Annotated in this window: 25 protein-coding genes and 1 tRNA gene; 11 read left to right on the top strand and 15 right to left on the bottom strand. The window is 56.4% G+C overall.

The window, feature by feature from the left end; genetic code table 11:
• The first annotated feature begins 2 nt into the window (after nucleotides 1–2).
• Nucleotides 3–1,226, top strand: a complete 1,224-nt coding sequence (drt3a, locus tag HKK52_RS19545) for an antiviral reverse transcriptase Drt3a (RefSeq protein WP_169372182.1) — start codon at nucleotides 3–5, stop codon at nucleotides 1,224–1,226.
• Nucleotides 1,219–3,204 (top strand): antiviral reverse transcriptase Drt3b, encoded by a 1,986-nt coding sequence (drt3b, locus tag HKK52_RS19540; protein WP_169372181.1) that lies wholly within the window; start codon nucleotides 1,219–1,221, stop codon nucleotides 3,202–3,204. The genes drt3a and drt3b overlap by 8 nt, the downstream gene beginning before the upstream one ends.
• Before the next feature lie 441 nt (nucleotides 3,205–3,645).
• Here the strand turns inward: drt3b and HKK52_RS19535 are convergent, their stop codons facing one another.
• The 13 genes from HKK52_RS19535 to HKK52_RS19475 form a co-directional block, all read right to left on the bottom strand.
• Nucleotides 3,646–4,011, bottom strand: coding sequence for a histone-like nucleoid-structuring protein, MvaT/MvaU family (locus tag HKK52_RS19535; protein WP_169372180.1), 366 nt, complete (start codon nucleotides 4,009–4,011; stop codon nucleotides 3,646–3,648).
• A gap of 69 nt (nucleotides 4,012–4,080) precedes the next feature.
• Nucleotides 4,081–4,269 carry a hypothetical protein gene (locus HKK52_RS19530; protein WP_169372179.1) on the bottom strand — a complete coding sequence of 63 codons (189 nt, stop codon included), beginning with the start codon at nucleotides 4,267–4,269 and terminating at the stop codon, nucleotides 4,081–4,083.
• Entirely contained in the window at nucleotides 4,232–5,176 is a 945-nt protein-coding gene (locus HKK52_RS19525; protein WP_169372178.1) for a chromosome segregation protein SMC, read from the bottom strand. Before HKK52_RS19525 ends, HKK52_RS19530 begins: the two co-directional genes overlap by 38 nt.
• Nucleotides 5,177–5,269: 93 nt before the next feature.
• Nucleotides 5,270–8,176 (bottom strand): DUF927 domain-containing protein, encoded by a 2,907-nt coding sequence (locus HKK52_RS19520; protein WP_169372177.1) that lies wholly within the window; start codon nucleotides 8,174–8,176, stop codon nucleotides 5,270–5,272.
• The gene (locus HKK52_RS19515) at nucleotides 8,173–8,445 is read right to left on the bottom strand and encodes a DUF3077 domain-containing protein (RefSeq protein WP_169372176.1); all 273 of its coding nucleotides are present in this window, start codon (nucleotides 8,443–8,445) and stop codon (nucleotides 8,173–8,175) included. Before HKK52_RS19515 ends, HKK52_RS19520 begins: the two co-directional genes overlap by 4 nt.
• Nucleotides 8,442–8,726, bottom strand: a complete 285-nt coding sequence (locus tag HKK52_RS19510; protein WP_123509313.1) for a hypothetical protein — start codon at nucleotides 8,724–8,726, stop codon at nucleotides 8,442–8,444. The genes HKK52_RS19515 and HKK52_RS19510 overlap by 4 nt, the downstream gene beginning before the upstream one ends.
• The gene (locus HKK52_RS19505) at nucleotides 8,723–8,884 is read right to left on the bottom strand and encodes a hypothetical protein (RefSeq protein WP_169372175.1); all 162 of its coding nucleotides are present in this window, start codon (nucleotides 8,882–8,884) and stop codon (nucleotides 8,723–8,725) included. The genes HKK52_RS19510 and HKK52_RS19505 overlap by 4 nt, the downstream gene beginning before the upstream one ends.
• 376 nt (nucleotides 8,885–9,260) lie before the next feature.
• Nucleotides 9,261–9,566, bottom strand: coding sequence for a hypothetical protein (locus HKK52_RS19500; protein WP_169372174.1), 306 nt, complete (start codon nucleotides 9,564–9,566; stop codon nucleotides 9,261–9,263).
• On the bottom strand, nucleotides 9,563–10,171 hold the full coding sequence (locus tag HKK52_RS19495; RefSeq protein WP_169372173.1) for a hypothetical protein: 609 nt from the start codon (nucleotides 10,169–10,171) through the stop codon (nucleotides 9,563–9,565). Before HKK52_RS19495 ends, HKK52_RS19500 begins: the two co-directional genes overlap by 4 nt.
• The gene (locus HKK52_RS19490) at nucleotides 10,168–10,488 is read right to left on the bottom strand and encodes a helix-turn-helix transcriptional regulator (RefSeq protein ID WP_169372172.1); all 321 of its coding nucleotides are present in this window, start codon (nucleotides 10,486–10,488) and stop codon (nucleotides 10,168–10,170) included. The genes HKK52_RS19495 and HKK52_RS19490 overlap by 4 nt, the downstream gene beginning before the upstream one ends.
• Before the next feature lie 92 nt (nucleotides 10,489–10,580).
• The gene (locus HKK52_RS32660; RefSeq protein ID WP_237150579.1) at nucleotides 10,581–11,420 is read right to left on the bottom strand and encodes a hypothetical protein; all 840 of its coding nucleotides are present in this window, start codon (nucleotides 11,418–11,420) and stop codon (nucleotides 10,581–10,583) included.
• Nucleotides 11,421–11,702: 282 nt separating this feature from the next.
• On the bottom strand, nucleotides 11,703–12,938 hold the full coding sequence (locus HKK52_RS19480; protein WP_169372171.1) for a tyrosine-type recombinase/integrase: 1,236 nt from the start codon (nucleotides 12,936–12,938) through the stop codon (nucleotides 11,703–11,705).
• Nucleotides 12,939–13,104: 166 nt separating this feature from the next.
• Nucleotides 13,105–13,181, bottom strand: a tRNA-Arg gene (locus tag HKK52_RS19475).
• A 349-nt stretch (nucleotides 13,182–13,530) separates the two neighbouring features.
• Between HKK52_RS19475 and gabD the strand changes: the two genes are divergently transcribed.
• The 3 genes from gabD (at nucleotide 13,531) to HKK52_RS19460 (ending at nucleotide 17,791) form a co-directional block, all read left to right on the top strand.
• A complete protein-coding gene (gene gabD, locus HKK52_RS19470; RefSeq protein ID WP_054050229.1) occupies nucleotides 13,531–14,973 on the top strand; it encodes an NADP-dependent succinate-semialdehyde dehydrogenase in 1,443 nt (480 codons plus the stop codon).
• A 185-nt stretch (nucleotides 14,974–15,158) separates the two neighbouring features.
• Complete coding sequence (gene gabT / locus HKK52_RS19465; RefSeq protein ID WP_123515981.1) at nucleotides 15,159–16,436, top strand: 4-aminobutyrate--2-oxoglutarate transaminase; 1,278 nt, start codon at nucleotides 15,159–15,161, stop codon at nucleotides 16,434–16,436.
• 140 nt (nucleotides 16,437–16,576) lie between these two features.
• A complete protein-coding gene (locus tag HKK52_RS19460; protein WP_169372170.1) occupies nucleotides 16,577–17,791 on the top strand; it encodes a response regulator in 1,215 nt (404 codons plus the stop codon).
• A gap of 126 nt (nucleotides 17,792–17,917) precedes the next feature.
• Here the strand turns inward: HKK52_RS19460 and HKK52_RS19455 are convergent, their stop codons facing one another.
• Nucleotides 17,918–18,907 carry a GGDEF domain-containing protein gene (locus HKK52_RS19455; RefSeq protein ID WP_169372169.1) on the bottom strand — a complete coding sequence of 330 codons (990 nt, stop codon included), beginning with the start codon at nucleotides 18,905–18,907 and terminating at the stop codon, nucleotides 17,918–17,920.
• Between the two features lie 225 nt (nucleotides 18,908–19,132).
• Nucleotides 19,133–20,317 carry a delta-9 fatty acid desaturase DesA gene (gene desA / locus HKK52_RS19450; RefSeq protein ID WP_123515975.1) on the bottom strand — a complete coding sequence of 395 codons (1,185 nt, stop codon included), beginning with the start codon at nucleotides 20,315–20,317 and terminating at the stop codon, nucleotides 19,133–19,135.
• Between the two features lie 147 nt (nucleotides 20,318–20,464).
• On the opposite strand from desA, the gene dibA reads away from it, so the two are divergent.
• The 6 genes from dibA to HKK52_RS19420 all read left to right on the top strand — a co-directional run bounded on the left by dibA (nucleotide 20,465) and on the right by HKK52_RS19420 (nucleotide 26,694).
• Nucleotides 20,465–22,384, top strand: coding sequence for a phosphodiesterase DibA (gene dibA, locus HKK52_RS19445; RefSeq protein WP_169372168.1), 1,920 nt, complete (start codon nucleotides 20,465–20,467; stop codon nucleotides 22,382–22,384).
• 201 nt (nucleotides 22,385–22,585) lie between these two features.
• Complete coding sequence (gene oscA / locus HKK52_RS19440; RefSeq protein ID WP_059404116.1) at nucleotides 22,586–22,768, top strand: sulfur starvation response protein OscA; 183 nt, start codon at nucleotides 22,586–22,588, stop codon at nucleotides 22,766–22,768.
• A gap of 144 nt (nucleotides 22,769–22,912) precedes the next feature.
• Nucleotides 22,913–23,926, top strand: coding sequence for a sulfate ABC transporter substrate-binding protein (locus HKK52_RS19435; protein ID WP_169372167.1), 1,014 nt, complete (start codon nucleotides 22,913–22,915; stop codon nucleotides 23,924–23,926).
• A gap of 70 nt (nucleotides 23,927–23,996) precedes the next feature.
• Nucleotides 23,997–24,815, top strand: a complete 819-nt coding sequence (cysT, locus tag HKK52_RS19430; protein ID WP_169372166.1) for a sulfate ABC transporter permease subunit CysT — start codon at nucleotides 23,997–23,999, stop codon at nucleotides 24,813–24,815.
• Nucleotides 24,816–24,828: 13 nt separating this feature from the next.
• Nucleotides 24,829–25,701, top strand: coding sequence for a sulfate ABC transporter permease subunit CysW (gene cysW, locus HKK52_RS19425; protein ID WP_054050211.1), 873 nt, complete (start codon nucleotides 24,829–24,831; stop codon nucleotides 25,699–25,701).
• Between the two features lie 3 nt (nucleotides 25,702–25,704).
• The gene (locus HKK52_RS19420) at nucleotides 25,705–26,694 is read left to right on the top strand and encodes a sulfate/molybdate ABC transporter ATP-binding protein (protein WP_123402745.1); all 990 of its coding nucleotides are present in this window, start codon (nucleotides 25,705–25,707) and stop codon (nucleotides 26,692–26,694) included.
• Nucleotides 26,695–26,728: the final 34 nt, after the last annotated feature.

Genomic DNA, 26,728 nt, shown 5'->3' with positions numbered 1-26,728 from the left:
GCATGTTAAATCAACATTTTTCTTCTAAAAATTTCATGCGACTACTAACAAGACAGGATATTTTTAGATATAACATGGGGGCGGGAGGCGATGATTATCGAGCGAAGTTAGTTTGCGTTGAGGAGTCTATAGCAAAACCTGCATATACATTTTCAGATTTCAGAAGAAAGAAAATGGCGCACGGCGAAGTTGTTTCGCCGCAAAATATAACTGACGAATTTGCACTGAGGAAACTGAACGATAATATTAAGCGTGTCTTCAATATAAAAACAACTGATCGAAACAGTATACTGCCTCAGATAAAGGTGTTATTAGCTGAGGGTGGTGAGTTCTGGTTGCAAAAACTTGATATCACCAGATTTTTCGAATCTATTCCTCGTGCTAGTGCGTTAGAGCTTGCATATAAAGATCATAGACTGTCATTTGAGTCTAAAAAAATTCTCGAAAAGCTCTTTTCTACTCAAGAGCTTTCTAAGCACCCAGGGTTACCTAGGGGGATTTCGCTAAGCTCCACGCTATCTGAGTTATATATGAGAGAGTTTGATAGGTCTTGTCGTATACTGACTGGATGCTATTTCTACACTAGATATGTTGATGATATATTCATGCTGTTTTGTGAGGATCCAGGTAGTATCGAAAAACAATTGCACCTACCTGAAGGCCTGTCGTTCCACCCTGACAAAAGCCTTTCCCTATACCACGCTCATAAGGGGCCTGTGAGGACTAGTGATGGGGGAAGCAGTGTCACATACTTAGGATACGAATTTAACTTCTTGTGCGTAAACAAGGATAAACCAACAAAGTTGCAAGTTGGGATAGCAACAAAGAAAATAAAAAAAATAAAAACACGAATAATGCTTGCGCTATTCGAATACTGCAATACAAAAGACTTTCTTCTGCTTAAGTCGCGACTTACATTTCTGGCAAGTAACTATAACATAGGCAAAGACTCCTCAAGAGGCAAGCTATATGCGGGAGTGCATTTTAATCATTTGCTGATTGATAAGGAGCGTCACTGCGACCTTAATGGAATCGATAACTTCTTGCAAAAAGCGCTATGTAGCAAACGCGGTTCTCTGGGGCGGAGACTTGTCTCCCTTCTGTCAGCAAACCAGCGCCGAGAGCTCCTGAAGATATCACTCATGCAAGGCTTTCAACAAAAAATAGTCAGACCTTTTAAACCTGAGCACCTTTTAGAAATCAAGAGAGTTTGGGCGCATGTATAAGACTATTAATAACAAAGTTAGAATTAGAAAGAACGACGAGTATAGGGCCCTGCTCACCGAAACTCTTCCTTACGAAGTGCCAATGTTGTTTTCAAATGAAGGCCTATATCTAGCAGCTAAAGATAAGTTGATTAATAAACTAAAAGATGTGCATGGATTAGATATTTTCAAGAGTCAGCCTACTATTCCATACAAATACAAAATACGAAAGAACTCGTTCGAGTCTCGCGGACTTGCAATTATGCATCCCGCCCAGCAACTCGAAACGGGAATTTTTTACTCACAGTATGATCATTTAATCGTAGGCTTGTGTCAGAGAAGCCCCTTCTCTCTTAGGGCTCCTGCGTCTATCGCCAGCTATTACGTCGAACGTGATCGCTCAAGTGGCAATGCTTCGAGCAAGGATATACAAATAGATGCCGATGGGTTCGAGTCAATTCCAAATACAGGCACCTCATACTTTGCATATAAGAAGTTTCCGTTTCTATTTCGGTTTTACGACTCATTAGAGTTTTTGAGACTGGAAAAAAAATTCAAACAGCTAACCAAGATGGATATTTCGGACTGTTTTAATAGGATTTATACCCATACGATAGCTTGGGCAGTAAAAAGCAAGGGGCACGCAAAGAGAAACAAGACTCAGCACTCATTTGAAAACAGTTTTGATAAACTTATTCAGAACGCCAATCATGGCGAGACAGCTGGAATTATAATTGGACCAGAAGTATCGCGGATCTTTGCTGAAATTATTCTCCAGCGAATCGATTTAGAAATAGTAAGCAGATGCGCTCAACTGAATTTGCGCTTGGATATTGACTATACGATACGAAGATATGTTGATGATTATTTTATTTATACGAATCAAATTAGTGTTCAAGAAACACTAAAAAAGCTTATTCCCGATGCTCTATTGGAATATAAGCTAGCGGTGAATCACGCGAAGACATCTGACCATGTTCGGCCCTATATCACTAATACATCAATATCTCGTCACAGCATTTCCCTAAACGTAGCTGCGTTTTTTAATAAGTATGTCGAAACAAAATCAGAGACATGCGAAAAAACAGGTAAATTGTCCACGGCAATTTACCTTAAATCGATCGATAACGTTACAGCTGCGGTGGTGCAGACGATCGCCGCCGTAAAAAGATCGATAGGTGAAATTGGATCTTATGATGCAACCGCTAACTACTTTTTAGGGATGTTCAAAAAATTCTTATCCCGAATGGTAGGAAAGAAATTAAAATCTGAAAAAGCCAAGCCTGATAATGATCTTTATTTTTTTCTAACGGCTGTTATTGATATAGTGTTTTTCTATTATTCTATGACTTTGCGGGTCAGACAGACATATCAGATATCAGAGATAATACTCATGATATCAAAAATAATGAAATCCCTTCCGGCAGACCTTCAGGATTCTCTCATCAGGAAAATTGTCGATGAGTCTCGCCTGATAATTCAACAGGCTAACTCAGATTTTCCTGAGCATAAAATAGAAGTTATGAATTTACTGATCGTGCTTCGGAGTCTAGGCGATAACTATATATTCGACTCAAAACTATTATCCAAGATATTCGACTTTGAAATCGAAATAGATAACAAAGTCACGCTTAAAAGTAATTTTGATTATTTTCAGCTGGTGTTCCTTATATCATACGTGGGGGGTGTTCCAGCTCTGGAAAATATGGTGCGCGCAGCAGTCATTTTCTCCACAGTTCGGTTCACACTAAAAAATTGGGCGGATGAAGCTGAAAATGTGTTCTTGTTTTTTGATCTAATATCATGTCCATACGTGTCAAGTTCAGAGAAGCAGAATCTTGCCAAGCTTGTATTGAAGCACGTATCAGAAAAAAACCTAAATGACCGTGCTAATGAACTGCTCACTGACGTTAGTAATAGATTATGGTTTTTTGGATGGAACAAAACAGCAGATCTTGGAATGGTATTGAAGAAAAAAGAATTGCGTACCCCATACTGACTGGATAGGATTAAGTCGGGAGCATGCAGGTCAGCTTGACCCAGGCCAGAGCTTACGAAATATTTTGCGAATACGTTGAGTAGGGTTCAGAGGGAGTCGCGAGATTGTCATTGAATGTGAAAGACGCACCTAGACCGTCTAAGCAACCAATATGGCGCCTGGCACCATAGACGTAGCTGGTCGAAGGACACACGATGGGCCGTGCGTGTTCCCCCCTTCGGGGCTCTTCATTTTCCAATGGACGTCAAAATAGTCAAATGGCACTTCTATAGCTGAACGTCTGCATTTGGCCGAAAGCGGCCTTCGATCCCGTTACTAATGCAACGTTATATGGAGGAGATTCGCCGTTCTGCTTTGAGCTGACGACGAGATTTTTTATCTTTACCGCCGAGCGTCCTTACCAAAAAGGGCCCGCTGGGCCCTTTTTCAGGTGAGGCTGGATTAATTCTTCAACCATCCTTCGACTACGTCGGCACCGTGTTCAGCTTTCCATTCCTTCAGCACTTTGTGATTTCCACCCTTGGTTTCGACGACTACCCCTGTGTTCGGGTTTTTGTACACCTTGAGTTCGCGTGGTTTGCGTGTGCTGCCGGCCGGGGGCGTAGTTTGACGCCGGGTAGTGGTTTGCGGATCGAGCAGATCAATGATGTGCTTCAGGCTGAAGCCATAGTGCTCAAGCAGCTTGCGCAGCTTTGTTTCGAATTCGATTTCTTTCTTCAGTCCATCATCACCTTTTAATGCTTCAAGTGCTTGGAGCTGCTCGGCGAGATGTTTTTCCAGCTGGCGGAATTCTGCGAGTTTGGACATTGTGTTTCCTTTACTCAGTGTGGTCGTGCGTGGTTATTAAGATAGATTATGCTGGTTACAAGTTCATCACTATTTTCGGCGATTCAGTTGGCTTTCAATATGCGCCATTTCCGCTTTAATCGCGTTGATGGTCAGTGTTTGTATCTGGCTGGTTTTACCCGCTCCCGCGTTGATGGTCTTTAGCAGGGTATTGAGATAGGCCTTCCGAGTTTTGAGTGTGTCAGACCAGCTCGCGCTGTTCTGTAGTGGCTTGTTCATTGTGTTCATCCTTGCGTTGTTCGGGATTGCTCTGATCTTCGGGCGGTTGCGGTATTGGCAGACTGTTGAGCTGGACTAAGTCCCGCGCGCTGTATTGACGAGAGCGATCTATCAGCTCGTGCCATGTCCATAGACCATAGGTTTCGCCTTGCTCAGGCACCGCCAGTTTCATCAGGGCTACGTGATCAAGACCGAGCAGGTTGTAGTTGGCCCACAGCTTGCCACCCACCTCGAACAACGCTTTGGCGGCCTCGTTCCATTGCTCCTCCAGGACCGTCTGCGAGAGCCAGAGGGCGGTGCGTTCTATCCCTTTATGCTTTTCTTGTGCTTCGGCGATGTATTTATCTACGGTGACCAGCTCTTGTTCCAGAGCAGTCATCATCAGTGTTTGCCGACGGTTATGTTCGGCGGCCGCTGTCAGATTCTTCGCGGCCTTTTGGGCATCGGCGTTGGCGGTCTCCTCGCCTTCGGTGTCGCCCCATGCGACGGCCTGCGCGTACGCAGTGGCTGCGTCCGATTCGGCCTGACGGGCTTTGGCCATGTCCTCAACCGCCTGTTGTTTGATCTGTGCCAGACGGGTGCTGAGGCTCTGGCGCTTTTCGTTTAGCTCCTGCTCATCCGCTTTCCAGTTATCCATCGCCTCGAAGTAACCCACCATCAAGGAATCGCAATTGGCGAGGTTCTCACGGCGACTGATCTTTCTATCTAATAGGTCGGCATTGATATCGCGCGATTGGAAATTCCTTTTCAGCTCGTTGTATTTATCCCGCAGTTCGCGTTTCCGATCCGGCTCGATGGGGTCTTCACTTTCCAGCACGGCCTCAAGGAGCAGCATTTCGGCGTGTAGTTGTTCTGCCTCGCTGCGCAGTTGGTCGCGGCGGTCTTTCAAGTTTTGAATATCGTTCATCTGTTTAGTCCCTGTTCAATTCGATTGTGGGTTGGTTGAGTGGCTGGCGAGGCCGGGAAAAAGCCGGCGCTACCTCAATCAGCAGAGATGCCCTCAGGCAGCCCGAGCCTCGCTCTCATCCATTCCCGGAATCGTCTTCACGATGTAGCAGCGTTGCTGACCGAGGCCGGGCAACCGGACCAGACTCGACGCCTTGCCGTCGCTACTCGGTTCCAATACACCGCGCTGCAGCAGCTCCTTATTCACCGCGTTGATGTTCATGCCCCGGAAGATCTCCGAGCGCCATGCCTCGGGCAGCACGTAATAGGTGTTGGTGGTGTGCAGCGCATCACCCAGGCCGTGCTCCAGCGTCTTGCGAAAGCCGAGACGGTCGATGGTGCGCGGGCCGTGTTCGTCGATCTTTGCGGCCGCCGATTCCCAGCGGGTGAACCGGCTTTCGCCGAAGCGCTCGATGACCTGGCGCAGCCGCGCCAAGATCGCATCACCTTCGAAGTTACCGGCGCCGCCACGCTCGTTCATCCAGGCGTTGAGGCACACGCGAGCGGCGGTGGTGGCGGTTCCATCGGGCCAGCCAGTGATCCCCATCGCGGTGGCCAGCTCACCCGCTGCGGCCGCAAGACCGAAGCGAGCGGCCGCACGGTGTGCCTGCCCGCTGGCCGAGGCCGGTAGCGACTGGGCGATAAAGCCTTCCAGTGTGCGGCGCAGGATGGCGGACCAGCCGTGGCGTTTGCCCGGTTCGCACAGCGCGGCGAGGAACGCAGTGATCGGTGTGCCGTAATACTTCGCTACCCTAGCCTTGAGTGCGTCCGCCAGTGCCGCCGCATCCTCAAAGCCGTTGAGCGAGTCGAACATGCCGAGCCCTTTGCTCGCATCCGCCGGGACTGCGAGCATGCGTACCTCCATGCCCGCTTTCAGTTCCTTGTTGGCTTCGGCCATGTGCTGAGCCAGCGTCTTTTCGCCGGTAGAGAGAAACAGCAAGCGCCACTCCTGCACCTGTCGGCCTGCTTGTCCTCGATCATTGGCGCGAGCCTTGCCGGTGCCGTTGCCGAGCATGTACACCGTTTCGCCAATGATGCGTGGATCGCACATGCCGATTTCATCCAGCACCAGAAGGCCGTCGGAATGCGCGGCGGCGATGGATTCCAGAGCGTTGTCGGTGGAGCGCCACGAACGCACCAGACGGGGCCCGCCGTAGATCGAGGCGGCAACTTGCAGGTGCGTGGTCTTTCCGCCCGAGCTGTCGCCGTACAAGTGAAAGCCGCCCGACTCATGGCCGAGCATGTGCAGCAGTGGACCCGCAAAGGCCACGCCGACGACGAACGTCAATCGATGATTGCCGACGCACAGGGCGCCGATCTGCTCCTGCCACTGCTCAAGCGTGCCTTCTTCACTGATCGGCGGAAGCTGAGAGCCGGCCTCGTAGAAGTGCAGGTGTTCGCTGTGTGCGCCGACCTGCTGCTCGGGCAGCAGAAAGGCGCTGTCGTGCCAACCCAGGCGGGTGACCAGTCGTGCCCGTTGCGCACTGTCAAAGCCGCCGAGGTAACTCTGCAGGTCGTTGCGTGCATTACGTCCCGAGCGACTACCGGCGAGACGCAGGCCCATATCCACCAACGGCCCCAGCACGTCTTTGCCGAAGTCGCCGGTCATGGTGCGCGCCGGGATATTCCAGCGTTTCTTGGCGCCGTCGGGATCGTCGAACTCGACCAGCAGGCCCCAGTTCTGGCCTTTGTCGTCGCGGGTGCGAGCCAGGATTTCCAGAGGCGAACACACCGGGCGCGCTTCGCCGTCTTCGCCGGAATAAAACACACCTTCGGACGTGAGGCGAAAGCCACCGGGCATCAGGTCATTCTTCGGTTTTGCTGGTCGCTTGGACGGTGCTTTTGTTTTAGGTTCCGGCTTGGTCTGGGCCTGCTCAGGCTCTGGCTTTTCGACAACTACACCAAACAGTTCACCGCTGCTTTCCAGCTCGGCGAAGTGCGCCGCCTTCCAGCCTTTGTTGAGTGCATCGGCGGCGTCGTCGCCGTCGTCCCATTGACCACCTTTGGCGAAGGCGGCGCGTTCGTTCTTCAGCGTGGGCTTGCGTTTGAACACCTCCAACGCGATGACTCGAGCCGAGGCGGCGCCGATTTCACGCAGCTTTTCGGCGACGGCTTCCATGCACGCTTTGCCGCTGGCGTCGTTGTCTGGCCACAACAGCACGTCGCGACCTTTGAGTGGTGTCAGGTCGGCTTTGTGCCAGGAGTTGGAGCCGTTCGGCCAGCAGGTGGCCACGTGACCCGGCAACAGTTCGGCGGCGGCGTCGGCAGCTTTCTCGCCTTCGCAGAGAACAACCGGTGCGTCAGCGCGTTGGGCCAGTTCATCCAGGCGCAGCAGTGGTCGAGGATCGGGCAGACCCTGCCAACGCCATTGCGTGGTCTGGCCATCGGCGCGCTGGCACCACGTCAGGGGGGCAAAGACCTTCTTCGGCTTGCCGTCTTCATCGGGGCCGAGGTCGAAGCGGTAGAGCGCCATGAGTGGCTGGCCCTGTGCATCACGATAGATCCACACCTTGGATGGCGCTCCCTGCTGCCGGTGCTTGGCCGGGCACTTGTTCATGGCCTCGGCCGGGATCGGCTGAATGGCTATCCACTCAGGTGCTTTTGTCTTGCCTGGCGCTGGCTTCGACTGGGCGGTGCCGGGCGATACGTTGAGCAGATCCGCGAGTTTGTTACAGGCTTCGACGTCGGTGCCGCCGTCCAGATAGCGCACCAGATCGATCAGGTCGCCGCCTTTGTCGCCAGTGGCGAAGTCGGACCAGGTGCCCTTGCTCAAACTAATTTTGAGCGAACCGGCGCGTTTATCGCTTCGGGTCGGATTCGGGGCGGTGTATTCCTTGCCGCCGTCCACGCGCTTACCATTGGGCAGCCAGTGCGTCAGAACCCGATTAATGTCTTTCAGTGCAGCGGCTTTCACGTCGGCGAAGCTGGGACGTTTCGCGGAGTTACTTGGGCGTTGGCTCATGCGTCAGCCCTCGGCAAAAACAGCGCGTCGTTGATGTCGTCGATCAGGGCTTTGGCCATCTCGCCCAGGCACAGAGCTGGCCAACTGAAGCGCTCGCCGCTGTCGCTCATGGCGGCGTCGAAGGTGAGCTGGTTGGCGTGATGCTGCAGCAGGGAAACCATCTCCAGTGCGTCTTCGACCGGTACTCCGGCATTGACCCGGAACAACTTCAAATCGGTGGCATTCACGCGAGTAAATGTGGCGTTACCAAGGGTGGTGGATGTGGTCATAGCGCACCGCCTTTCTGCGCTGCAGGAATCGAGGTGGTGTCACCGTGCAAGGCGAGGGTTTTGATCAGGCCGAGAGTGCCGCGTACATCCCAAAGGACGGCTGCGATCACATGATTGGCGAGGCGCGATGATTCGCTTTCGAAGTGATCTTCAAGCAGCATTAGCACCGAGTCGGCGCGAGCAATGGCGCAGGTGATAGCGTCGATCGGCACACCGGTTTCTACGGTTGGATTAACGCATAGCAAATCTTCGGGGAGTGAAAAGCTCAGGGCGTTGTTCATTGGGCACCGCCTGCGGTTTCGAGAGCGCGGGCTTTGGCCATGTGGTTGTTGAATCGGGCAAGACGAGTGGCGAGACTGGAGTTGGCGTGTAAAGCGGCGAGAGCCATTGCACGATGTGCAGCGGCGCGATTTTTGAACGGATTGAGGGCGTGTTGCATTTGTGAAGGCTCCTTGTACTGAGGAACCGCCACCGTCTGCCGCCAAGCAGATTAGGGTGACGGATTGCGCAGGATTGGCGGACCGGCGTACAAGGAGACCGGCGCACCCGAGGGTGCTCCTACGCAACCCGCCATAACACGGGAATGCGGGCACAAAAAAAGCGCCTGCAATCGTAATGGGGGCGCTGTTGCGCCTTGTACTGTTTGGACCGCCAAGCCCAATCGCTGAATTTGCAGCGACGGCCAGAGAGTAACGTCCGTTTTTTGAAAGTGCAACTGCGTTGATGACTTGCGGAATTTTCAGGTGCGGCATAAATTGTTCGTGCATGTAGATTTACCTCAACGCCTCCGGATCGCTCCCGGAGGCGTTTTCGTTTCAGGCATGGGCTTCCCAGCGCAGGGACAGGAGGGGCAGGAAGCCACCATTGAGCATGGATCGTGCGTCTTCGTAGGCTTGCGTTTGCTGGCCTTCATCGACGATCACGGCTCCGGTCTTTTCGCAGTGGAGGGAGAGGGCGCACCAGGTGCCGTCGGCCCAGCTGAGTACGCTAACGACGCGGCCCAGCTTGTCCTGTTGGCTGCGATAGCGCTCAAGGCGCTGCATGAGGCGGGGCGAAAAGCCAATTCGGCGCAGCACTGAAAACGGGTGCATCAGAGTGTTGTCGGCGATCTTTCGGCTCATGCTGCCTCCTGCGCGGAGGCAAACAGCGGCGGCGGTGTCTCGCCTTTGAGCCAAGCCAAGATCTTGCTGTCTTCGGCGCAACGTCGGCGGTATTCGACGGCCATCACATCGCGATGCTGTGCGAGGCACTCATCCACGTACTCGGCCAGATCCGAGGTCAAGCGCATGCTTTGGTGAAGGCGCTCGGTTGCGGTCTTTTCCACGGCGAGATCCTCATCCGTGATGCGTTGCCAGACTGCCGGATCGTTCGCATACCCGGCCGATTGATCCACCAGCCAGTAGGTGACCCAGTCGGTCAGACCGCGCGTTTTTAGCGAGGCGAGGCGGCTTTCACTCATGGCGAAATAACCGGTGCCGTAGACGCACGAAAACTCTCTGCGCACCGCGTTTTTGCTGATCAGTTCAGGCAATTCCCAAGGATTGGCTTTCAGTGGGAGAACGAGGCCGTCAGGGCTGAAAAAGAACGCTTCCTGCTCTTCACCGTTCCAGCTCACGCCCGCGATGGTGCGATGACGCCAGTTGATTGCTCCGGCTTGGTAAAGGCGGAATCCGATGCTGTAGGAGTCGAGGAACGGCCCCTTGAAAGGGCAGAAATTGCGCTTCATGCGGCCACCTGGTCGCGGGCTTCAATACGACTTTTGACCCAGCTCTGCACTTCAGAAAAAACCCAGGCAACCGGTGCACCACGTGCGTTGCTGTTGCTCAGTTTGACTGGCAGTGGGAAACCACTTTCGGGGCACTGCATAAGCTTGTAGATCGTTGAGCGCTTGAGTCCCGTAGCGATCTCAAGACGCGGCATTCTGATGAGGGTGGTGGCGGGGTCAAATGGAGTTGCTAAGTCTGGTACGGCGGAAGTGGAGTCGAAGGGGCTGGAAAGATTTGAGAAGGTTGGAGCGGGCAGGTGGGCGAAGTTCTTTGTCATTGGTATTGCTCTCGATTGGTTTGGACTGACGAGAGCAATGGTCTAGATATTGAGCGGCGGTGAGCAGTTCACTTCCATTTGAAATTTCAGGTTTACACCACGAAATTGCGCTTGAGAATCGCCTCCACGCTCTTGCGCGACAGCACCTTTTCGGTTTCAAGGGCGATCCATTCAGGGCGCTGCGCGGGTGGTTTTGCGACCTCCTGCTTAAGCCAGGAATGCACCTTCGATGTGATGTCCCTCCTTGACATGCCGTTCGCCGAGTAGTGGCGGCCTTGATTTGTGATTGCCGCGTCGCGTGCGCTTATGTCTTGAGCCCGCTCTATTCCGCTGATGATGCCGCCTTTCGTGCGAATGGCGTTTTTGATAGCCCGATCAGCGAAGGGGGTCAATTCATCACTGACCAGGCAGGGCAGCGAAATAATCGGCTCCAGATGAAGTGCGAATTGATCGAGTGCTTCAATGCGCTCTTCAGGATCAATCTGCGTCTCCACAAAGTTGCAGTAGAAATCCCACGGCCAGTCGGTCGGATGCTTCGACACATATGACCAGACCTTTTGATCGGCTTCACGCATCCAGTCGCCCAAGATCCCGAGTGCCTTCACGGCGCATGCCATGATGTAGGCCGCGTGCGCCTCTCGCTCCGAAGCGGAGTAACAGTTGCTGTATTGGCGAACCCAATGCGCGAGGCGCGCTCTGTGGTCAGTGGACGCATACTGGAAAATGGTCTCCTCATGTACGGTGGTCTTGATGCACATGTTGCTGAGATCGCTATCTATGCCGCCATTCTGGATGCGCAGACAACACTGATCGATCAAGTAGCACACGTCAGTGAGCTGTTCGCGGCAGAGAGCGTAAAGCGTTTGGTCTGATAGATACCCCCTCAGGCCAGACGTTAGTGCTGAGTGCGCAATGATCTGGTCATGAGTCATTGTTCAGCCTCTCCCGCATCGTGTAACGCTCGATCCCACGCCCTGCGTTTTGCAGGCATGACCAGCGAGAGTCGCGCTTTAGCCGCGAGCGCAGAACGTCGACCTGCAGCAGGTGAGGGCTTGTTCTGGCGTTACACAGTAGGACGGCGTTACACGGAGAGTATTGAATGTCGCACAAACGTGTTACAGGAATAAAAGCCAACGAATTCAGTCGGTTGGCAAGGTGTGTTACACGAGTAACACGCGTTACACCTCTTTTGGAGGAGGGATGGATAAGAACCCTCATATCACCTTTCCAAATTGACCTTGCACCACGTTGCCAGTGGCTAGCTCATCGAGATGATCTGCATACCACTGCATCATGACTTTGCGCTGAGGCAGGTACACCGCCTTGTTGTACACCCCTGCAATTCCCTCTTTTACATGAGAAAGCTGGGCCTCAATGTGGTTCTCGTCAAAGCCCTGTTCATTAAGAATCGTGCTCGCGATATGGCGGAAACCATGGCCAGTTTGCCGGCCCGCGTATCCCAGTCTGCGCAGCGCCATCAGAAAGACGGTATTGCTACGGGGGATGGTTCGATCTTTTCTCCCTGGGAAGAGGAGGGGGTATGCACCTGTCAGCGTGCGTAGCTCCGTTATTGATTCAATGGCCTGGCGAGATAGAGGCACAACATGCTCGCGACGACGCTTCATTCTCTCGGCTGGAATCGTCCATAGCTTTTTGTTGAGGTCGATCTCTGACCAACGTGCCTCTCGAATCTCACTCGGGCGTGCTGCTAATAAGGCGAGCAAACGTAGACCTAGACGGACATCCTTCGCGTGAGGGTAAGAGTTGATAGCACGAAGTAATGCAGGCAACTCTTCTATTGATACGTGTGCATAATTTTCAGCACTGCGTGTCTGTAGAAATTTATTGAGGCCTTCAAGTGGGTTGTGGATCGCTCGGCCCGTCACGCGTGCCAAGTCGTAGATCTCTTTGCAGAAGGCCCGAACCCTGCCCATTTGCTCAATGATCCCTTTCTGCTCCATGCCGCGCAGAAACTCCATCCATTCAAGGGGCAGTATTTCTGTGTAGATGCGTTTGCCGAAAACGGGGAATACGTGAAGCTCCAGGGCTCCAAGGACTCGACGGGACGTGCCGGCTTCCCAGCTTGAGCGCCTAGCCTCAAACCATTCGCGGCCTAATGCTTCGAAAGTGTTGTTGGCAGCCACCCGGTCAGCAATCTTACGAGCCTGCTTACTGACTAAAGGATTTTTACCAGTCGATGCGTCATCCCGCAGTTGCGCCGCCTTCTGCCTGGCTAGCGAACCACTGATTTCGGGGTAACCGCCTAGGCCCAGCCAGGACCATTTCCCGTCTGGTTTTTTGTAGCGCAACTCCCACGACTTCTGCCCATTTGCCTTCACCCGAAAATACAAGCCGTTGCCGTCTTGCTCCCGGTACGTCGCATTCTCCGGCTCCAATCCTGCGAGAGTAGTGTCGGCCAGTGGGCGGCGTTTGATTTCAGAACGCTTCACTGCGTGTATGCCTCCAGTTCAATGAATCTCAAAGCATACACGTGGGCATACACGGCGTGAAGTTATAGGGGTAGACAGGGATGGATAGCCAGAAACAAGAAAGCCCGCACAGGGCGGGCTTCTTGGGGGTTTCGTAGACTGTCTGAGACAGGTCTAGACTGCTATATGGTGCACCAGGCGGGATTCGAACCCACGACCACTGCCTTCGGAGGGCAGTACTCTATCCAGCTGAGCTACTGGTGCAAGCGGGCGCCATGATACTCATAAGCGTTGCGGGCGTCCATGCTGCTGAATAGCCTGTGTTTTTCTAACCTGTAACAGCCGTTTGCTACGTTGATCAGAAAAAATCCGCAAATGCGCCGTTTTCGTTCTTTTTTTCGAACGCCCTATTGTCCTTTCCCGGCATTGATCCTAGGATTCGTTCGAGATTTCAAACGCTCTTGTCTGGGTGCTGAACCGCACGAGTTTCGATCAGTGCGCTATTTATGTGCTTCAGCCCGGTGAATGATTTCCCTGACGGCAGCCTTCGAGGCGCCTTTCTACAATCATAATTCGCTCCGCGCTGGTCGCGGTGCTGTTAAGGAAAGCCGACATGCAGCTTAAAGACACCCAGTTGTTCCGCCAGCAAGCCTTTATCGATGGCGCTTGGGTCGATGCGGACAACGGTCAGACGATCAAGGTCAATAACCCGGCAACGGGCGAAATTCTGGGCACTGTGCCGAAGATGGGCGCTGCCGAAACCCGCCGTGCCATCGAAGCCGCTGATAAAGCGCTGCCGGCCTGGCGTGCACTGACCGCCAAGGACCGTGCGAATAAGCTGCGTCGCTGGTTCGAGCTGATCATCGAGAATCAGGACGACCTCGCTCGCCTGATGACCCTCGAGCAAGGCAAGCCGTTGGCCGAGGCCAAGGGCGAGATCGTTTACGCCGCTTCCTTTATTGAGTGGTTCGCCGAAGAAGCCAAGCGCGTTTACGGTGATGTGATTCCGGGCCACCAGCCAGACAAGCGCTTGATTGTGATCAAGCAGCCTATCGGCGTGACCGCTGCAATTACCCCGTGGAACTTCCCGGCCGCGATGATCACCCGTAAGGCCGGCCCGGCCCTGGCCGCCGGTTGCACCATGGTGCTCAAGCCTGCTTCGCAAACTCCGTTCTCCGCATTCGCTCTGGCTGAACTGGCCCAGCGTGCCGGTATTCCGAACGGTGTGTTCAGCGTGGTTTCCGGCAGCGCCGGCGACATCGGCAGCGAGCTGACCAGCAACCCGATCGTGCGTAAATTGTCGTTCACTGGCTCGACCGAAATCGGTCGTCAGTTGATGGCTGAATGCGCTAAGGACATCAAGAAAGTGTCCCTGGAATTGGGCGGCAACGCGCCGTTCATCGTGTTCGACGACGCGGACCTGGATAAGGCCGTCGAAGGCGCGATTATTTCCAAGTACCGCAACAACGGCCAGACCTGCGTCTGCGCCAACCGTCTGTACATTCAGGATTCGGTCTACGACGCGTTCGCCGAGAAGCTGAAAGTGGCTGTGGCCAAGCTCAAGATCGGCAACGGTCTGGAAGAAGGCACCACCACTGGCCCGCTGATCGATGAAAAAGCCGTGGCCAAGGTTCAAGAGCACATTGCTGACGCGATCAGCAAAGGCGCGACCGTTCTGGCGGGTGGCAAGGTCATGGAAGGCAACTTCTTCGAGCCGACCATTCTGACCAACGTGCCGAAAAACGCTGCCGTGGCCAAGGAAGAAACCTTCGGTCCATTGGCGCCGCTGTTCCGCTTCAAAGACGAAGCCGAAGTGATCGCGATGTCCAACGACACCGAGTTCGGTCTGGCTTCGTACTTCTATGCCCGTGACCTGGGCCGTGTGTTCCGTGTGGCTGAAGCCCTGGAATACGGCATGGTCGGCGTCAACACCGGGTTGATCTCCAACGAAGTCGCGCCGTTCGGCGGCATCAAGGCGTCGGGCCTGGGCCGTGAAGGCTCCAAGTACGGCATCGAAGATTACCTGGAAATCAAATACCTCTGCCTGGGCATCTAAGCTCGGCAAGGCGTTTTGCTTCAAGCGGAAAGGGCACGAGAGCGCTGTCCCTTTCTGCGCTTCAAATGGAATTTTCTCTGTGGCCGGGAAAGCTGTGGCAGTCGATCATCGCATGCTGCCGTAGTTGCCTCCCCGCCGCATTTTCCTTGAACTACGCCGCCCGATGAGCGGTGAATGAGGACTTTATGAGCAAGACTAACGCATCCCTGATGAAACGCCGCGAAGCCGCTGTACCACGCGGTGTTGGCCAGATTCACCCGATCTTCGCCGAGTCCGCGAAGAACGCCACCGTGACTGACGTTGAAGGTCGCGAGTTCATCGACTTCGCCGGCGGTATTGCCGTGCTGAACACCGGTCACCTGCACCCGAAAATCATCGCCGCCGTGACCGCGCAGCTGAACAAGCTGACTCACACTTGCTTCCAGGTACTGGCTTACGAACCGTACGTTGAGCTGTGCGAAAAAATCAACGCCAAGGTGCCAGGTGATTTCGCCAAGAAAACCCTGCTGGTGACCACCGGTTCCGAAGCGGTAGAAAACGCCGTGAAAATCGCCCGTGCCGCCACTGGCCGTGCCGGCGTGATTGCGTTCACCGGCGCTTACCACGGTCGCACCATGATGACCCTGGGCCTGACCGGTAAAGTCGTGCCTTACTCGGCCGGCATGGGCCTGATGCCAGGTGGCATCTTCCGCGCGCTGTACCCGAACGAACTGCACGGTGTGAGCGTCGACGACTCGATCGCCAGCATCGAACGCATCTTCAAGAACGACGCCGAGCCGCGTGACATCGCTGCAATCATCATCGAGCCGGTTCAGGGCGAAGGCGGTTTCTACGTCGCTCCGAAAGAATTCATGAAGCGTCTGCGCGCCCTGTGCGACCAGCACGGCATCCTGCTGATCGCTGACGAAGTGCAGACCGGCGCTGGCCGTACCGGCACTTTCTTCGCTATGGAACAGATGGGCGTTGCTGCCGACCTGACCACCTTCGCCAAATCCATCGCTGGCGGCTTCCCGTTGGCCGGTGTGTGCGGCAAAGCCGAATACATGGACGCCATTGCTCCAGGCGGCCTGGGCGGCACCTACGCCGGTAGCCCGATCGCTTGCGCCGCGGCTCTGGCCGTGATGGAAGTGTTCGAAGAAGAACACCTGCTGGATCGCTGCAAGGCAGTCGGCGAGCGTCTGGTCACTGGCCTGAAGGCTATCCAGGCCAAGTACCCGGTGATCGGCGAAGTCCGTGCTCTGGGCGCGATGATCGCGGTCGAGCTGTTCGTCGACGGCGACAGCCACAAGCCGAACGCTCCAGCAGTCGCCGCCGTTGTGGCCAAGGCGCGCGACAAGGGCCTGATCCTGCTGTCCTGCGGCACCTACGGCAACGTTCTGCGCGTGCTGGTACCGCTGACTTCGCCGGACGAGCAATTGGACAAAGGTCTGGCCATCATCGAAGAGTGTTTCTCGGAGCTCTGATTTACAGTGCTCACATGAATATGTGAGTTGATCGACAAAAAACCCGCTTCGGCGGGTTTTTTCGTGTCCGCGGAACACATCGCGCTGTATCGAAAGGCCGGCATTGACTAAGGTTCATGCATTGCCGTTGGAGTGTACGAATGACCGCTGTGGTGTTACCCGCTGTTCCGCGAGTGCTGATTGCCGAAGCTGACCCTTGGTCCCGCGACCTGCTCAAGCAGGTATTGTTGAATGTGCGCTGCGACGCGCGGCTGGACCTGTGTGCTGATGGCCAGCAGGCCATGGAGCTGCTGTCGGAAGTGCCTTATGACTTGGTGATCGTCGATTGGGAGTTGCCGGGCATCGATGGCATGAACGTCTTGCGCAGTGTGCGCCAGCGCAAACGCAACCCGCCGCTGCCGTTCATTCTGATGAGCAGTCGCAACGACATCGCGAGCGTGCGCGAAGCCTTGCCCCTGGCGCCTACCGCGTACCTGACCAAACCGCTGGACATGGAAGGCCTGACGCTTCGTCTGCAGGATTTGCTGCTGAACGCCGGTGAAGAGGTTTCGTGCGAGGCGCCAACGTTGTCGCCGGGTATGACCTTGTCGGTGTACCTGGAGCGGCGACGTGAGTCGACAGACGGTGCGGCGTTGATGACCGACGTGCAGTTGGCGGTCAAACGCAGCCTTAATCCCAATGGTCTCGACTTGACGTTGCTGGAAGGCGAGATCCGCAATGACCCGCAAATCACTGCCGTCCTGATCGCCGCCGCCAACAGTGCGGCGCAACATCATGGTGCGGGGGTGCAAACCCTGTCCCAGGCGCTGCATCGCTTGGGCACCGCGCAAAGCATGAACCTGATTCTCGGCTTGGCGCTCAAGCGTTGCGCGCGACTTAGCGATCCGCAGTTGGCGGACTATGCCGAGCGGTATTGGGAGCTGTCGCTGCGCACCGCCGAATATGGCCGGACCCTGGCGCGCTTGCTGGACCTGGACCAGGAGCGCTGTTATTGCGCGGGGATGTTGCATCGTCTCGGCGACTTGGCGCTGCTGCGCTGTTTGCAGGAATGGAAGCAGGCCGGCGGCGAGCTGGATGAATGGGAAGAGGTCGGCGACGCATTGGCCGAGTTCGGCGCCGGGTATGGCTCGGCGCTGCGAACGCGCTGGCGCCTGCCGCTGGAGTTGCGAGAGTTGATTGCAGCGGTCTACCAGCTCGGTGGCGGGGTTTACTCCCGCGAAGCGCTGGTGATGAACATGGCCGCGCAACTGGCGCGCCTGACCGAGCATGAGGGCATTGAGGAGTTATCCAAAAGCCGGACGGCGCGGTTGCTGAAGATCGGGTTGCCGGAATTGATGCGCCTACGCAAAAAATAACGCCGCGAGATCGTTCCCACGCTCTGCGTGGGAATGCCGCCCGGGACGCTCCGCGTCCCTTCCAGACTCGTGACGCAGAGCGTCACAGGATGCATTCCCACGCGGAGCGTGGGAACGATCACGAACTCAGGCGGAGATGATGCGGTTCTTGCCCTGGCGCTTGGCCTCGTACATCGCCGCATCGGCGCGGGCGAACAGGCTGTCGAGGCTTTCGTCCTCGCTGGTGAGGCTGGTCAAGCCCTGGCTGACGGTGATGCCGAAGGTCTGGTCGTCATGGCTGAAGCTCAGGCGCTGAATCTCCCGTTGGAGGCGCTCGGCCACTTGCATGGCCATGTCCGGCGCGCAGCCGGGGAACACTGCCGCAAACTCTTCCCCGCCAATTCGCCCGAACAGATCGCCCCGACGTAAAGCCGCGCGACCGCTCTCGGCGATGCGCTGCAGCACGGTGTCGCCGCCCTGGTGGCCGTAGGTGTCGTTGACCACTTTGAAATCATCGATGTCCAGCAGCAGGAAGGCCAGCGGCGCGCCTTGCAGTCGCGCCTGTTCGAACTCGCGATGGGCGCATTCGAAGAAGTGCCGGCGGTTGCTGCTCTGGGTCAGCACGTCGGTGGTCGCCAGGCGTTGCAGCTCGGTTTCCATCTGCTTCTTTTCGGTGATGTCTTCGGCGATGCCGACGATGATCACCGGTTGCCCCGGATCGGCCTGACGGTTGATGAAGCACTTGTCGCTGAGCCAGCGCACCTGGCCGTCAGCGGCGATGATGCGGTATTCGCGGTCTTCAACGGCACCTTTTTCCAGCACTTCGGCCAGGCTGCGCTCGGCGTAGTCCAGGTCGTCGGGGTAGATGCTGTCGCGCCACTGGTTGTAGTCGGCCAGTAGCAGACCGGCGGAACGGCCGAAAATCCGTTCATAGGCGGGGCTGACGTAGAGCACCTGACGGGTTTCCCAGTTGAAGGCCCAAAGCACGGCGTTGACGCTGACCAGCAGCGAGCTGAACAGTTGTTCGCGTTCGCTCAGGCGTGCGACTTCACCTTGGGCGTGCATCAACGCCATCAGGGTTTGCGCGGCTTCTGGCCACTGGGGGAGGGATGAGTCTTGTAGGTTTTTATTGACCATCGGCACAAATCTCAAAGGGCGTGCGCCGCTCGAGTTTCGAAAGCGGCCACTACGTGGTCCCTTTATCGATTATTTCTTGTGCCACAACAGGCGCGTCACGCGTTGGTGGGAAATAATTGATAACAGGTCTCGGCCCGCCTGGATGGCGAAGTGTCTTTGAGATAGGGGATTTGGAGCTTAGTTCCGAAGGGTGCGCCCGCGAATGGGGCGCACCGATCAACGGCGTCAGACTGCGGCAGGGCGCAGGGAGTAGGTTTTCAGCTGGTCGGCGAAGTCGCGCAGGGATTGAATACCGCTGGCTTCGGCTTCGTGTACCCAATCCTTGATGGCGGCAAGCATGTCGTGACCATTTGAGCTGGTCTTGACCCAGATCTGCTGCAAGGCCAGGCGTTTCTCGTAAATTACCTTCAGCGCCTGGCTGTGTTCGAGCATGTTCTGGATGCGGATATGGTGCTTGTCATCCAGCAGGCTGGTTTCCCGCGAGAGTAGACGCTTGGCGCGATGGAACTGGTGACGGACCGAATGATCGACCTTTTCCAGCTCCTGCTTGACCAGCGGCGCGATCACCAGCTTGCGGTACTGGGCCATGATCTGGAAGCGGTTGTTGAGGATGGCCATGGCGGTGTCCATGTCCAGGCTGCCCTTGCCTTCGACCCGGTGGGCGATCGGCGCCACCCGCTGGACCTTGGCCAGACGGAAGAAACTGAAGACCTGGATCCAGGCCCAGCCGAGGTCGAATTCCCACTTCTTCACCGACAGTTTTGCCGAGTTAGGGTAGGTGTGATGGTTGTTATGCAGTTCTTCGCCGCCGATCAGGATGCCCCAGGGCACCAGATTGGTCGCCGCGTCGCGGCATTCGAAGTTGCGGTAGCCGATGGCATGGCCCAGGCCATTGACCACGCCGGCAGCCCAGACCGGGATCCACATCATCTGGATGGCCCAGATGGTGATACCGATGGTGCCGAACAGCAGCAGGTCGATGACGCCCATGATCGCCACGCCCAACAGCGGGAAACGGCTGTAGAGATTGCGTTCGATCCAGTCTTCGGGGCAGTTCTTGCCATAGATGCGCAGGGTTTCCGGGTTTTCCGCTTCTTCGCGGTACAACTCGGCGCCCTTGCGCAAAACCGTGGAAAGGCCCTTGATGACCGGGCTGTGCGGGTCATCGACGGTTTCGCATTTGGCGTGATGCTTGCGGTGGATGGCGGTCCACTCGCGGGTGTTCTGCGCCGTGGTCAACCACAGCCAGAAGCGGAAGAAATGTTTCAGGCCGGCATTGAGCTCCAGGGAGCGATGGGCTGAATAACGATGCAGATAGACCGTGACACCAACAATGGTCACATGGGTCATCAGCAGGGTGACTGCCACCAGTGACCAGGGCGACAAGCCGAGAAAACCTTCGTACCACATAGGCTATAGGGCCCTCGATAAATAAATAAACAGCCGATGCATTATCACTAAGCCCACAGATAAAACCAGTCGCCCTTTCAGATAAGAGTGGCTGGATGTTTCTTTAACCTATAATTCCAACCCATTTGTAGGGACATGGACGGCCGAATGTCAGCCACATACCGCGATGCCTTGCGTGCAGCGCTGCTTTACCTGGTGCTTTCAGTAGCCTGGCTCCAGTTCAGTGGTTATTTATTGAACAGTTTCTTCGATAGCTCACATGAACTGTTGCGATGGCAACTGATCAACGGTTACGCCTGGGTACTGCTCAGCGCCGGATTAATCTTCCTCGCCCGGGCCAGATTGTTCCGCTGCCTGGGGATCGGCGCCAAATTGCGTGAGCGGCATGAAGACCGCGAGCGCTTGCGCCAGGCTGCCGCCGTGTTCGATTGCACCCGCGAAGGGGTGCTGGTGACCGACAGCCAAGGCCTGATCGTGCATGTGAACCGGGCGTTTATGGAAATCACCGGTTATCAGAGTGCAGAAGTCCTGGGCCAGCAGCCGAGCCTGTTCAAGTCCGGTCACCACCCTCCAGCGTTCTATCAGGCGATGTTCGCCATGCTCGACAGCACTGGCGAGTGGAGCGGTGAGATCTGGAACCGCCGCAAAAGCGGCGAGATCTACCCGCAATGGCAGACCATCCGCCTGATTCATGACGATCTGGGCCGGATCAGTCATTACGTGGCAGTGTTTTCCGACATCAGCGCGATCAAGAACTCCGAACACGAACTGATGCACCTGGCCCACCACGACCCGCTGACCGACCTGCCCAATCGCCTACTGTTCAATGACCGCGTCGAGCAGGCGCTGACGTCGGCGCAATTGCACAAGCGTGGCTGCGCCTTGCTGATGATCGATCTCGATCACTTCAAGATGATCAACGACAGCCTCGGGCACAACATCGGCGACCAGATGCTCAAGGCGGTGGCCGAACGTTTCAAAGGCTTGTTCACGCCGGGCATCACCCTGGCGCGCTTGGGCGGCGACGAATTCGCCGTGCTCGCAGAAAACTGTCCGCAACTGGTGCAGGCAGCGGCGCTGGCGCAGCGGATCATCGATGGCCTCAAGGAGCCGTTCGAGATCGATGGGCATCAGTTGTTCATCAACGCCAGCATCGGCATCAGCCTGTTCCCCAGCGACGCCTTGAGCGCCGAGCAATTGCTGCGCAATGCCGACTCGGCGCTGTTCAAGGCCAAGAGCACCGGGCGCGATGGTTACGCGCTGTACACCGAAGAATTGACCGCCCATGCCCAGCAGCGGGTCGAAATCGCCTTCGAACTGCGCCGCGCATTGGAACTGCAGGAACTGCGGGTTTACTACCAGCCGGTTCATGACCTCAAAACCAGTCGCCTGATCGGCGTCGAAGCGCTGGTGCGCTGGGAGCATCCGCAGCGCGGATTGATTTCGCCGGCAGAGTTCATCCCCGTTGCCGAACGCACCGGGTTGATCGCCGAGATCGACGCCTGGGTCATGCAGCAGGCCTGTCAGCAGATGTGCCAATGGCAACAGGCTGGGGTGGTGTTGTCGTTTGTCGCGGTGAATGTGTCTTCGCGCCTGTTTGCCCGCCGCGAGTTGTATCAGCAGGTGGCGCACGTGCTGCACGAAACCGGCCTGGATCCGGCGTACCTGGAACTGGAAGTCACCGAAAGCGCGGTGATGGACGATCCGGAAGTGGCGCTGGAGCAGATGCACCGCTTGCGCGAACTGGGCGTGCGGCTGGCCATCGACGATTTTGGCACCGGCTATTCGTCGTTGCTGCGACTCAAACGCTTGCCGGTGCAGAAACTCAAGATCGACCAGGGTTTTGTCGCCGGATTGCCGTGGGATGAGGATGACGGCGCGATTGTGCGAGTGATCATTGCGTTGGCCAAAAGCATGGGGATGCAGGTGCACGCCGAAGGGATCGAGCAAGCGGAGCAGGCGGGGTTCCTGCTCGAACACGATTGCGATCTGGGGCAAGGTTATTGGTTTGGGCGGCCGGTGCCGGCAGAGCAACTTGATTGGGCGCGGGCGCCAGTGATTGGCTAACCCGATCGTTCCCACGCAGAGCATGGGAATGATCGGGCGTGAAATCCCCCGCAACCCCTTGTCCCAGCAAATAATACTTTCTGGTTATATAAACATTCTTAAATAGTCTTTTTAAGAATATCCGCGCCTATCTACTATTGCCCTCACGCCGCAAGCAGTGTCGCCACTGCCAGGCAACCTCTCAGTCGAAGGAGCAGCACCATGAGCGCATCCCTACGTAGCGTTGACGGCCAGGACGAAGCAACCATTTTGCGTGAGATCCAGAGCGCATTGCGTGATCTGCGTTTCGGCGCGGTGGAGATCACTGTGCACAATGCCCAGGTGGTCCAGATCGAACGCAAAGAGAAATTCCGCTTGCAGAACCCGGCCAACAAGCCGAGCTGAAGCGAAAGATCAAAAGATCGCAGCCTTCGGCAGCTCCTACGGGGGATTGATGCAGGAGCTTTCGAAGGCGGCGATCTTTAAGCAGGCAACCCGGTTTCAACCATAAGAAAAGCCAACACCACCAGAATTCCAGGAGCTTTCACCATGTCGTCGATTCGTCATTTCGCTTTGGCCGCGCTGGCCAGCGCCCTTTTTGCGGGTTCCGCGGTTGCCAAGGATTACGAGCTGCTCAACGTGTCGTATGACCCGACCCGCGAGCTGTATCAGGACTACAACGCCGAATTCATCAACTTCTGGAAGAAAGACCACGCGGGCGACAACGTGAAAATCCAGCAGTCTCACGGTGGTTCGGGCAAACAGGGCCGTGCGGTCATCGATGGTCTGCGCGCCGACGTGGTGACCCTGGCCCTGGCCGGTGACATCGACGAAATCGCCAAACTCGGCAAGACCCTGCCGGCCGACTGGCAGACGCGTCTGCCGGAGGCGAGCACCCCTTACACCTCGACCATCGTGTTCCTGGTGCGCAAGGGCAACCCTAAAGGCATCAAGGACTGGGGCGACCTGGTCAAGAACGACGTGTCGGTCATCACCCCGAACCCGAAAACCTCCGGTGGTGCACGCTGGAACTTCCTCGCGGCCTGGGCTTATGGCCTGAAAGCCAACGGCGGTGACGAGGCCAAGGCCAAAGATTACATCCAGACCCTGTTCAAGCACGTACCTGTGCTGGACACCGGTGCTCGCGGCTCGACCATCACCTTCGTCAACAACGGTCAGGGCGACGTGTTGCTGGCCTGGGAAAACGAAGCGTTCCTGGCATTGAAAGAAGACGGCGGCGCGGACAAGTTCGAGATCGTCGTGCCTTCGCTGTCGATCCTCGCCGAGCCGCCAGTGGCCGTGGTCGACAAGAACGCCGAGAAGAAGGGCAACGAACAGATCGCCGAAGCCTATCTCAAGCACCTGTACAGCCCGGCCGGTCAGGAAATCGCCGCGAAAAACTTCTACCGTCCACGTGACAAAGACGTAGCGGCCAAATACGCCAAGCAGTTCCCGAAACTGGACCTTGTGACCATCGACAAAGACTTCGGCGGCTGGAAAACTGCCCAACCGAAATTCTTCAATGACGGTGGCGTGTTCGACCAGATTTACCAGGCGCAGTAACTTGCAGCAGCCATAAAACGAGCCCCGATTTAACCGTCGGGGCTTTGCGCGTTCTCAACCAAGGACTTTTATGTCGCGTCGTATCTCCCCCGTCATACCCGGCTTCGGGCTGACGCTGGGCTACACCTTGGTGTACCTCAGCCTGATTGTGCTTATTCCACTGGCGGCGATGTTCATCCATGCCTCCCAACTCACCTGGGATCAGTTCTACGCCATCGTCACCGCGCCGCGAGTGCTGGCGGCGTTGAAGCTGAGCTTCGGCACGGCGCTGTATGCCGCGATCATCAACGGCATCATCGGCACGTTGCTGGCCTGGGTGTTGGTGCGCTACACCTTCCCGGGGCGCAAGATCATCGACGCGATGATCGACCTGCCGTTCGCCCTGCCCACCGCTGTCGCCGGTATCGCGCTGACCGCGCTGTACACGCCGACCGGCCTGGTCGGGCAGTTCGCCGCGGACATGGGTTTCAAGATCGCCTACACCCCGCTCGGCATCACCCTGGCACTGACCTTCGTCACGCTGCCGTTCGTGGTGCGCACGGTGCAGCCGGTTCTGGCCGACATCCCCCGTGAAGTCGAAGAAGCGGCGGCGTGCCTCGGCGCCAAACCGTTGCAGGTGTTCCGCCATATCCTCGTACCGGCGCTGCTGCCAGCCTGGCTGACCGGGTTTGCCCTGGCGTTTGCCCGGGGCGTCGGCGAGTACGGTTCGGTGATTTTCATCGCCGGCAACATGCCGATGAAAACCGAGATCCTGCCGCTGCTGATCATGGTCAAGCTCGACCAATACGATTACACCGGTGCTACCTCCATTGGCGTGTTGATGCTGGTGGTTTCCTTCGTCCTGTTGCTGCTGATCAACTTGCTGCAGCGGCGCATCGAAACCCCATAAGGAGGCGCGAACCATGTCCCAATCGTCTATTGCGGCCGCCTCTTCGGCCAACGCTGCCCGCCGTGGCAGCGCTACTTCACGGCGCATCCTGATCGGCTTGTGCTGGCTGGTCTTCACCCTGTTTTTATTGCTGCCGCTGTTTATCGTGGTCTCCCAGGGCCTGAAAAACGGCTTGGGCGCGTTCTTCACCGCGATCTTTGAACCGGACGCCTTGTCGGCGCTGAAACTCACGGTCATCGCCGTGCTGATTTCGGTGCCGCTGAACGTGGTGTTTGGCGTCAGCGCGGCGTGGTGCGTGAGCAAGTACTCGTTCCGTGGCAAGAGCATGCTGGTGACGCTGATCGACTTGCCGTTCTCGGTGTCGCCGGTGATTGCCGGTCTGGTCTACGTGCTGATGTTCGGCGCCCAGGGCCTGTTTGGGCCGTGGCTGCAGGATCACGACATCCAGATCGTCTTCGCCTTGCCGGGCATCGTGCTGGCGACGATTTTCGTCACCGTGCCGTTCGTGGCCCGTGAGCTGATCCCGCTGATGCAGGAACAAGGCACCCAGGAAGAAGAGGCCGCGCGCCTGCTGGGCGCCAATGGCTGGCAGATGTTCTGGCACGTCACCGTTCCCAATATCAAATGGGGCCTGATCTACGGCGTGGTGCTGTGTACCGCGCGGGCGATGGGTGAGTTCGGTGCGGTGTCGGTGGTTTCCGGGCACATTCGCGGGGTGACCAACACCTTGCCGCTGCACGTCGAGATCCTCTACAACGAATACAACCACGTGGCCGCGTTCGCTGTGGCGAGCCTGTTGCTGATCATGGCGCTCTTCATCCTGCTGCTGAAGCAGTGGAGCGAAAACCGTATTAACCGCCTGCGCGCCAGCGCCGCGGAGGAATAATTCATGTCGATCGAAGTGCGTAACGTCAGCAAGAATTTCAACGCGTTCAAGGCCCTGAACGACATCAGCCTGGACATCCAGAGCGGCGAACTCGTGGCGCTGCTCGGCCCGTCCGGCTGCGGCAAGACCACGCTGCTGCGGATCATCGCCGGCCTGGAAACCCCGGATAAAGGCAGCATCGTGTTCCACGGCGAAGACGTGTCCGGCCACGATGTGCGTGATCGCAACGTCGGTTTCGTGTTCCAGCACTACGCCTTGTTCCGCCACATGACGGTGTTCGACAACGTCGCGTTCGGCCTGCGCATGAAGCCGAAAAACCAGCGCCCGAGCGAAAGCCAGATCGCGGTCAAAGTCCACGAATTGCTGAATATGGTGCAACTGGATTGGCTGTCGGATCGCTACCCGGAGCAACTGTCCGGTGGGCAGCGCCAGCGGATTGCCCTGGCCCGCGCCTTGGCAGTGGAGCCGAAAGTATTGCTGCTCGACGAACCGTTCGGCGCACTGGATGCCAAGGTTCGCAAAGAACTGCGTCGCTGGCTGGCGCGGTTGCACGAAGACATCAACCTGACCTCCGTGTTCGTGACCCACGACCAGGAAGAGGCGATGGAAGTCGCAGATCGCATCGTGGTGATGAACAAGGGTGTGATCGAGCAGATCGGTTCACCGGGCGACGTCTACGAAAACCCGGCCAGCGATTTCGTTTATCACTTCCTCGGCGATTCGAACCGTCTGCACTTGGGGGACGACAAGCACGTGCTGTTCCGCCCCCACGAAGTGTCGCTGTCGCGGCATGAGCTGGAGGACCACCACGCGGCTGAAGTGCGGGATATCCGACCGTTGGGCGCTACCACGCGGGTGACGTTGAAGGTGGAAGGGCAAAGCGAATTGATCGAGGCGGAAGTGGTGAAGGATCACGACAGTCTGGTCGGGTTGGCCAAGGGTGAGACGTTGTTCTTCAAGCCCAAGGTCTGGCAGAAAGTCGCCAATATCTAAGATCAAAAGCTTCGCGGGCAAGCCTCGCTCCTAC

Origin of the sequence: Pseudomonas sp. ADAK2 (assembly GCF_012935755.1) — a bacterium.
Lineage (GTDB): Bacteria > Pseudomonadota > Gammaproteobacteria > Pseudomonadales > Pseudomonadaceae > Aquipseudomonas.
Note: the sequence above shows the minus strand (reverse complement) of the source record. Positions and strands in the feature narration are given on the sequence as shown.

Excerpts from the sequence above, each read along its gene's own strand:
- HKK52_RS19530 (WP_169372179.1), bottom strand. The coding sequence starts at position 4,269 with ATGAACAAGCCACTACAGAACAGCGCGAGCTGGTCTGACACACTCAAA.
- HKK52_RS19525 (WP_169372178.1), bottom strand. The coding sequence starts at position 5,176 with ATGAACGATATTCAAAACTTGAAAGACCGCCGCGACCAACTGCGCAGC.
- gabT (WP_123515981.1), top strand. The coding sequence starts at position 15,159 with ATGAGCAAGACTAACGCATCCCTGATGAAACGCCGCGAAGCCGCTGTA.
- HKK52_RS19500 (WP_169372174.1), bottom strand. The coding sequence starts at position 9,566 with ATGAGCCGAAAGATCGCCGACAACACTCTGATGCACCCGTTTTCAGTG.
- HKK52_RS19460 (WP_169372170.1), top strand. The coding sequence starts at position 16,577 with ATGACCGCTGTGGTGTTACCCGCTGTTCCGCGAGTGCTGATTGCCGAA.
- HKK52_RS19505 (WP_169372175.1), bottom strand. The coding sequence starts at position 8,884 with ATGCAACACGCCCTCAATCCGTTCAAAAATCGCGCCGCTGCACATCGT.
- dibA (WP_169372168.1), top strand. The coding sequence starts at position 20,465 with ATGTCAGCCACATACCGCGATGCCTTGCGTGCAGCGCTGCTTTACCTG.
- drt3b (WP_169372181.1), top strand. The coding sequence starts at position 1,219 with ATGTATAAGACTATTAATAACAAAGTTAGAATTAGAAAGAACGACGAG.
- HKK52_RS19535 (WP_169372180.1), bottom strand. The coding sequence starts at position 4,011 with ATGTCCAAACTCGCAGAATTCCGCCAGCTGGAAAAACATCTCGCCGAG.
- oscA (WP_059404116.1), top strand. The coding sequence starts at position 22,586 with ATGAGCGCATCCCTACGTAGCGTTGACGGCCAGGACGAAGCAACCATT.
- HKK52_RS19455 (WP_169372169.1), bottom strand. The coding sequence starts at position 18,907 with ATGGTCAATAAAAACCTACAAGACTCATCCCTCCCCCAGTGGCCAGAA.
- gabD (WP_054050229.1), top strand. The coding sequence starts at position 13,531 with ATGCAGCTTAAAGACACCCAGTTGTTCCGCCAGCAAGCCTTTATCGAT.
- HKK52_RS19520 (WP_169372177.1), bottom strand. The coding sequence starts at position 8,176 with ATGAGCCAACGCCCAAGTAACTCCGCGAAACGTCCCAGCTTCGCCGAC.
- HKK52_RS19510 (WP_123509313.1), bottom strand. The coding sequence starts at position 8,726 with ATGAACAACGCCCTGAGCTTTTCACTCCCCGAAGATTTGCTATGCGTT.
- HKK52_RS19435 (WP_169372167.1), top strand. The coding sequence starts at position 22,913 with ATGTCGTCGATTCGTCATTTCGCTTTGGCCGCGCTGGCCAGCGCCCTT.
- HKK52_RS19495 (WP_169372173.1), bottom strand. The coding sequence starts at position 10,171 with ATGAAGCGCAATTTCTGCCCTTTCAAGGGGCCGTTCCTCGACTCCTAC.
- HKK52_RS19490 (WP_169372172.1), bottom strand. The coding sequence starts at position 10,488 with ATGACAAAGAACTTCGCCCACCTGCCCGCTCCAACCTTCTCAAATCTT.
- desA (WP_123515975.1), bottom strand. The coding sequence starts at position 20,317 with ATGTGGTACGAAGGTTTTCTCGGCTTGTCGCCCTGGTCACTGGTGGCA.
- HKK52_RS19420 (WP_123402745.1), top strand. The coding sequence starts at position 25,705 with ATGTCGATCGAAGTGCGTAACGTCAGCAAGAATTTCAACGCGTTCAAG.
- HKK52_RS32660 (WP_237150579.1), bottom strand. The coding sequence starts at position 11,420 with ATGACTCATGACCAGATCATTGCGCACTCAGCACTAACGTCTGGCCTG.
- HKK52_RS19515 (WP_169372176.1), bottom strand. The coding sequence starts at position 8,445 with ATGACCACATCCACCACCCTTGGTAACGCCACATTTACTCGCGTGAAT.
- drt3a (WP_169372182.1), top strand. The coding sequence starts at position 3 with ATGTTAAATCAACATTTTTCTTCTAAAAATTTCATGCGACTACTAACA.
- cysW (WP_054050211.1), top strand. The coding sequence starts at position 24,829 with ATGTCCCAATCGTCTATTGCGGCCGCCTCTTCGGCCAACGCTGCCCGC.
- cysT (WP_169372166.1), top strand. The coding sequence starts at position 23,997 with ATGTCGCGTCGTATCTCCCCCGTCATACCCGGCTTCGGGCTGACGCTG.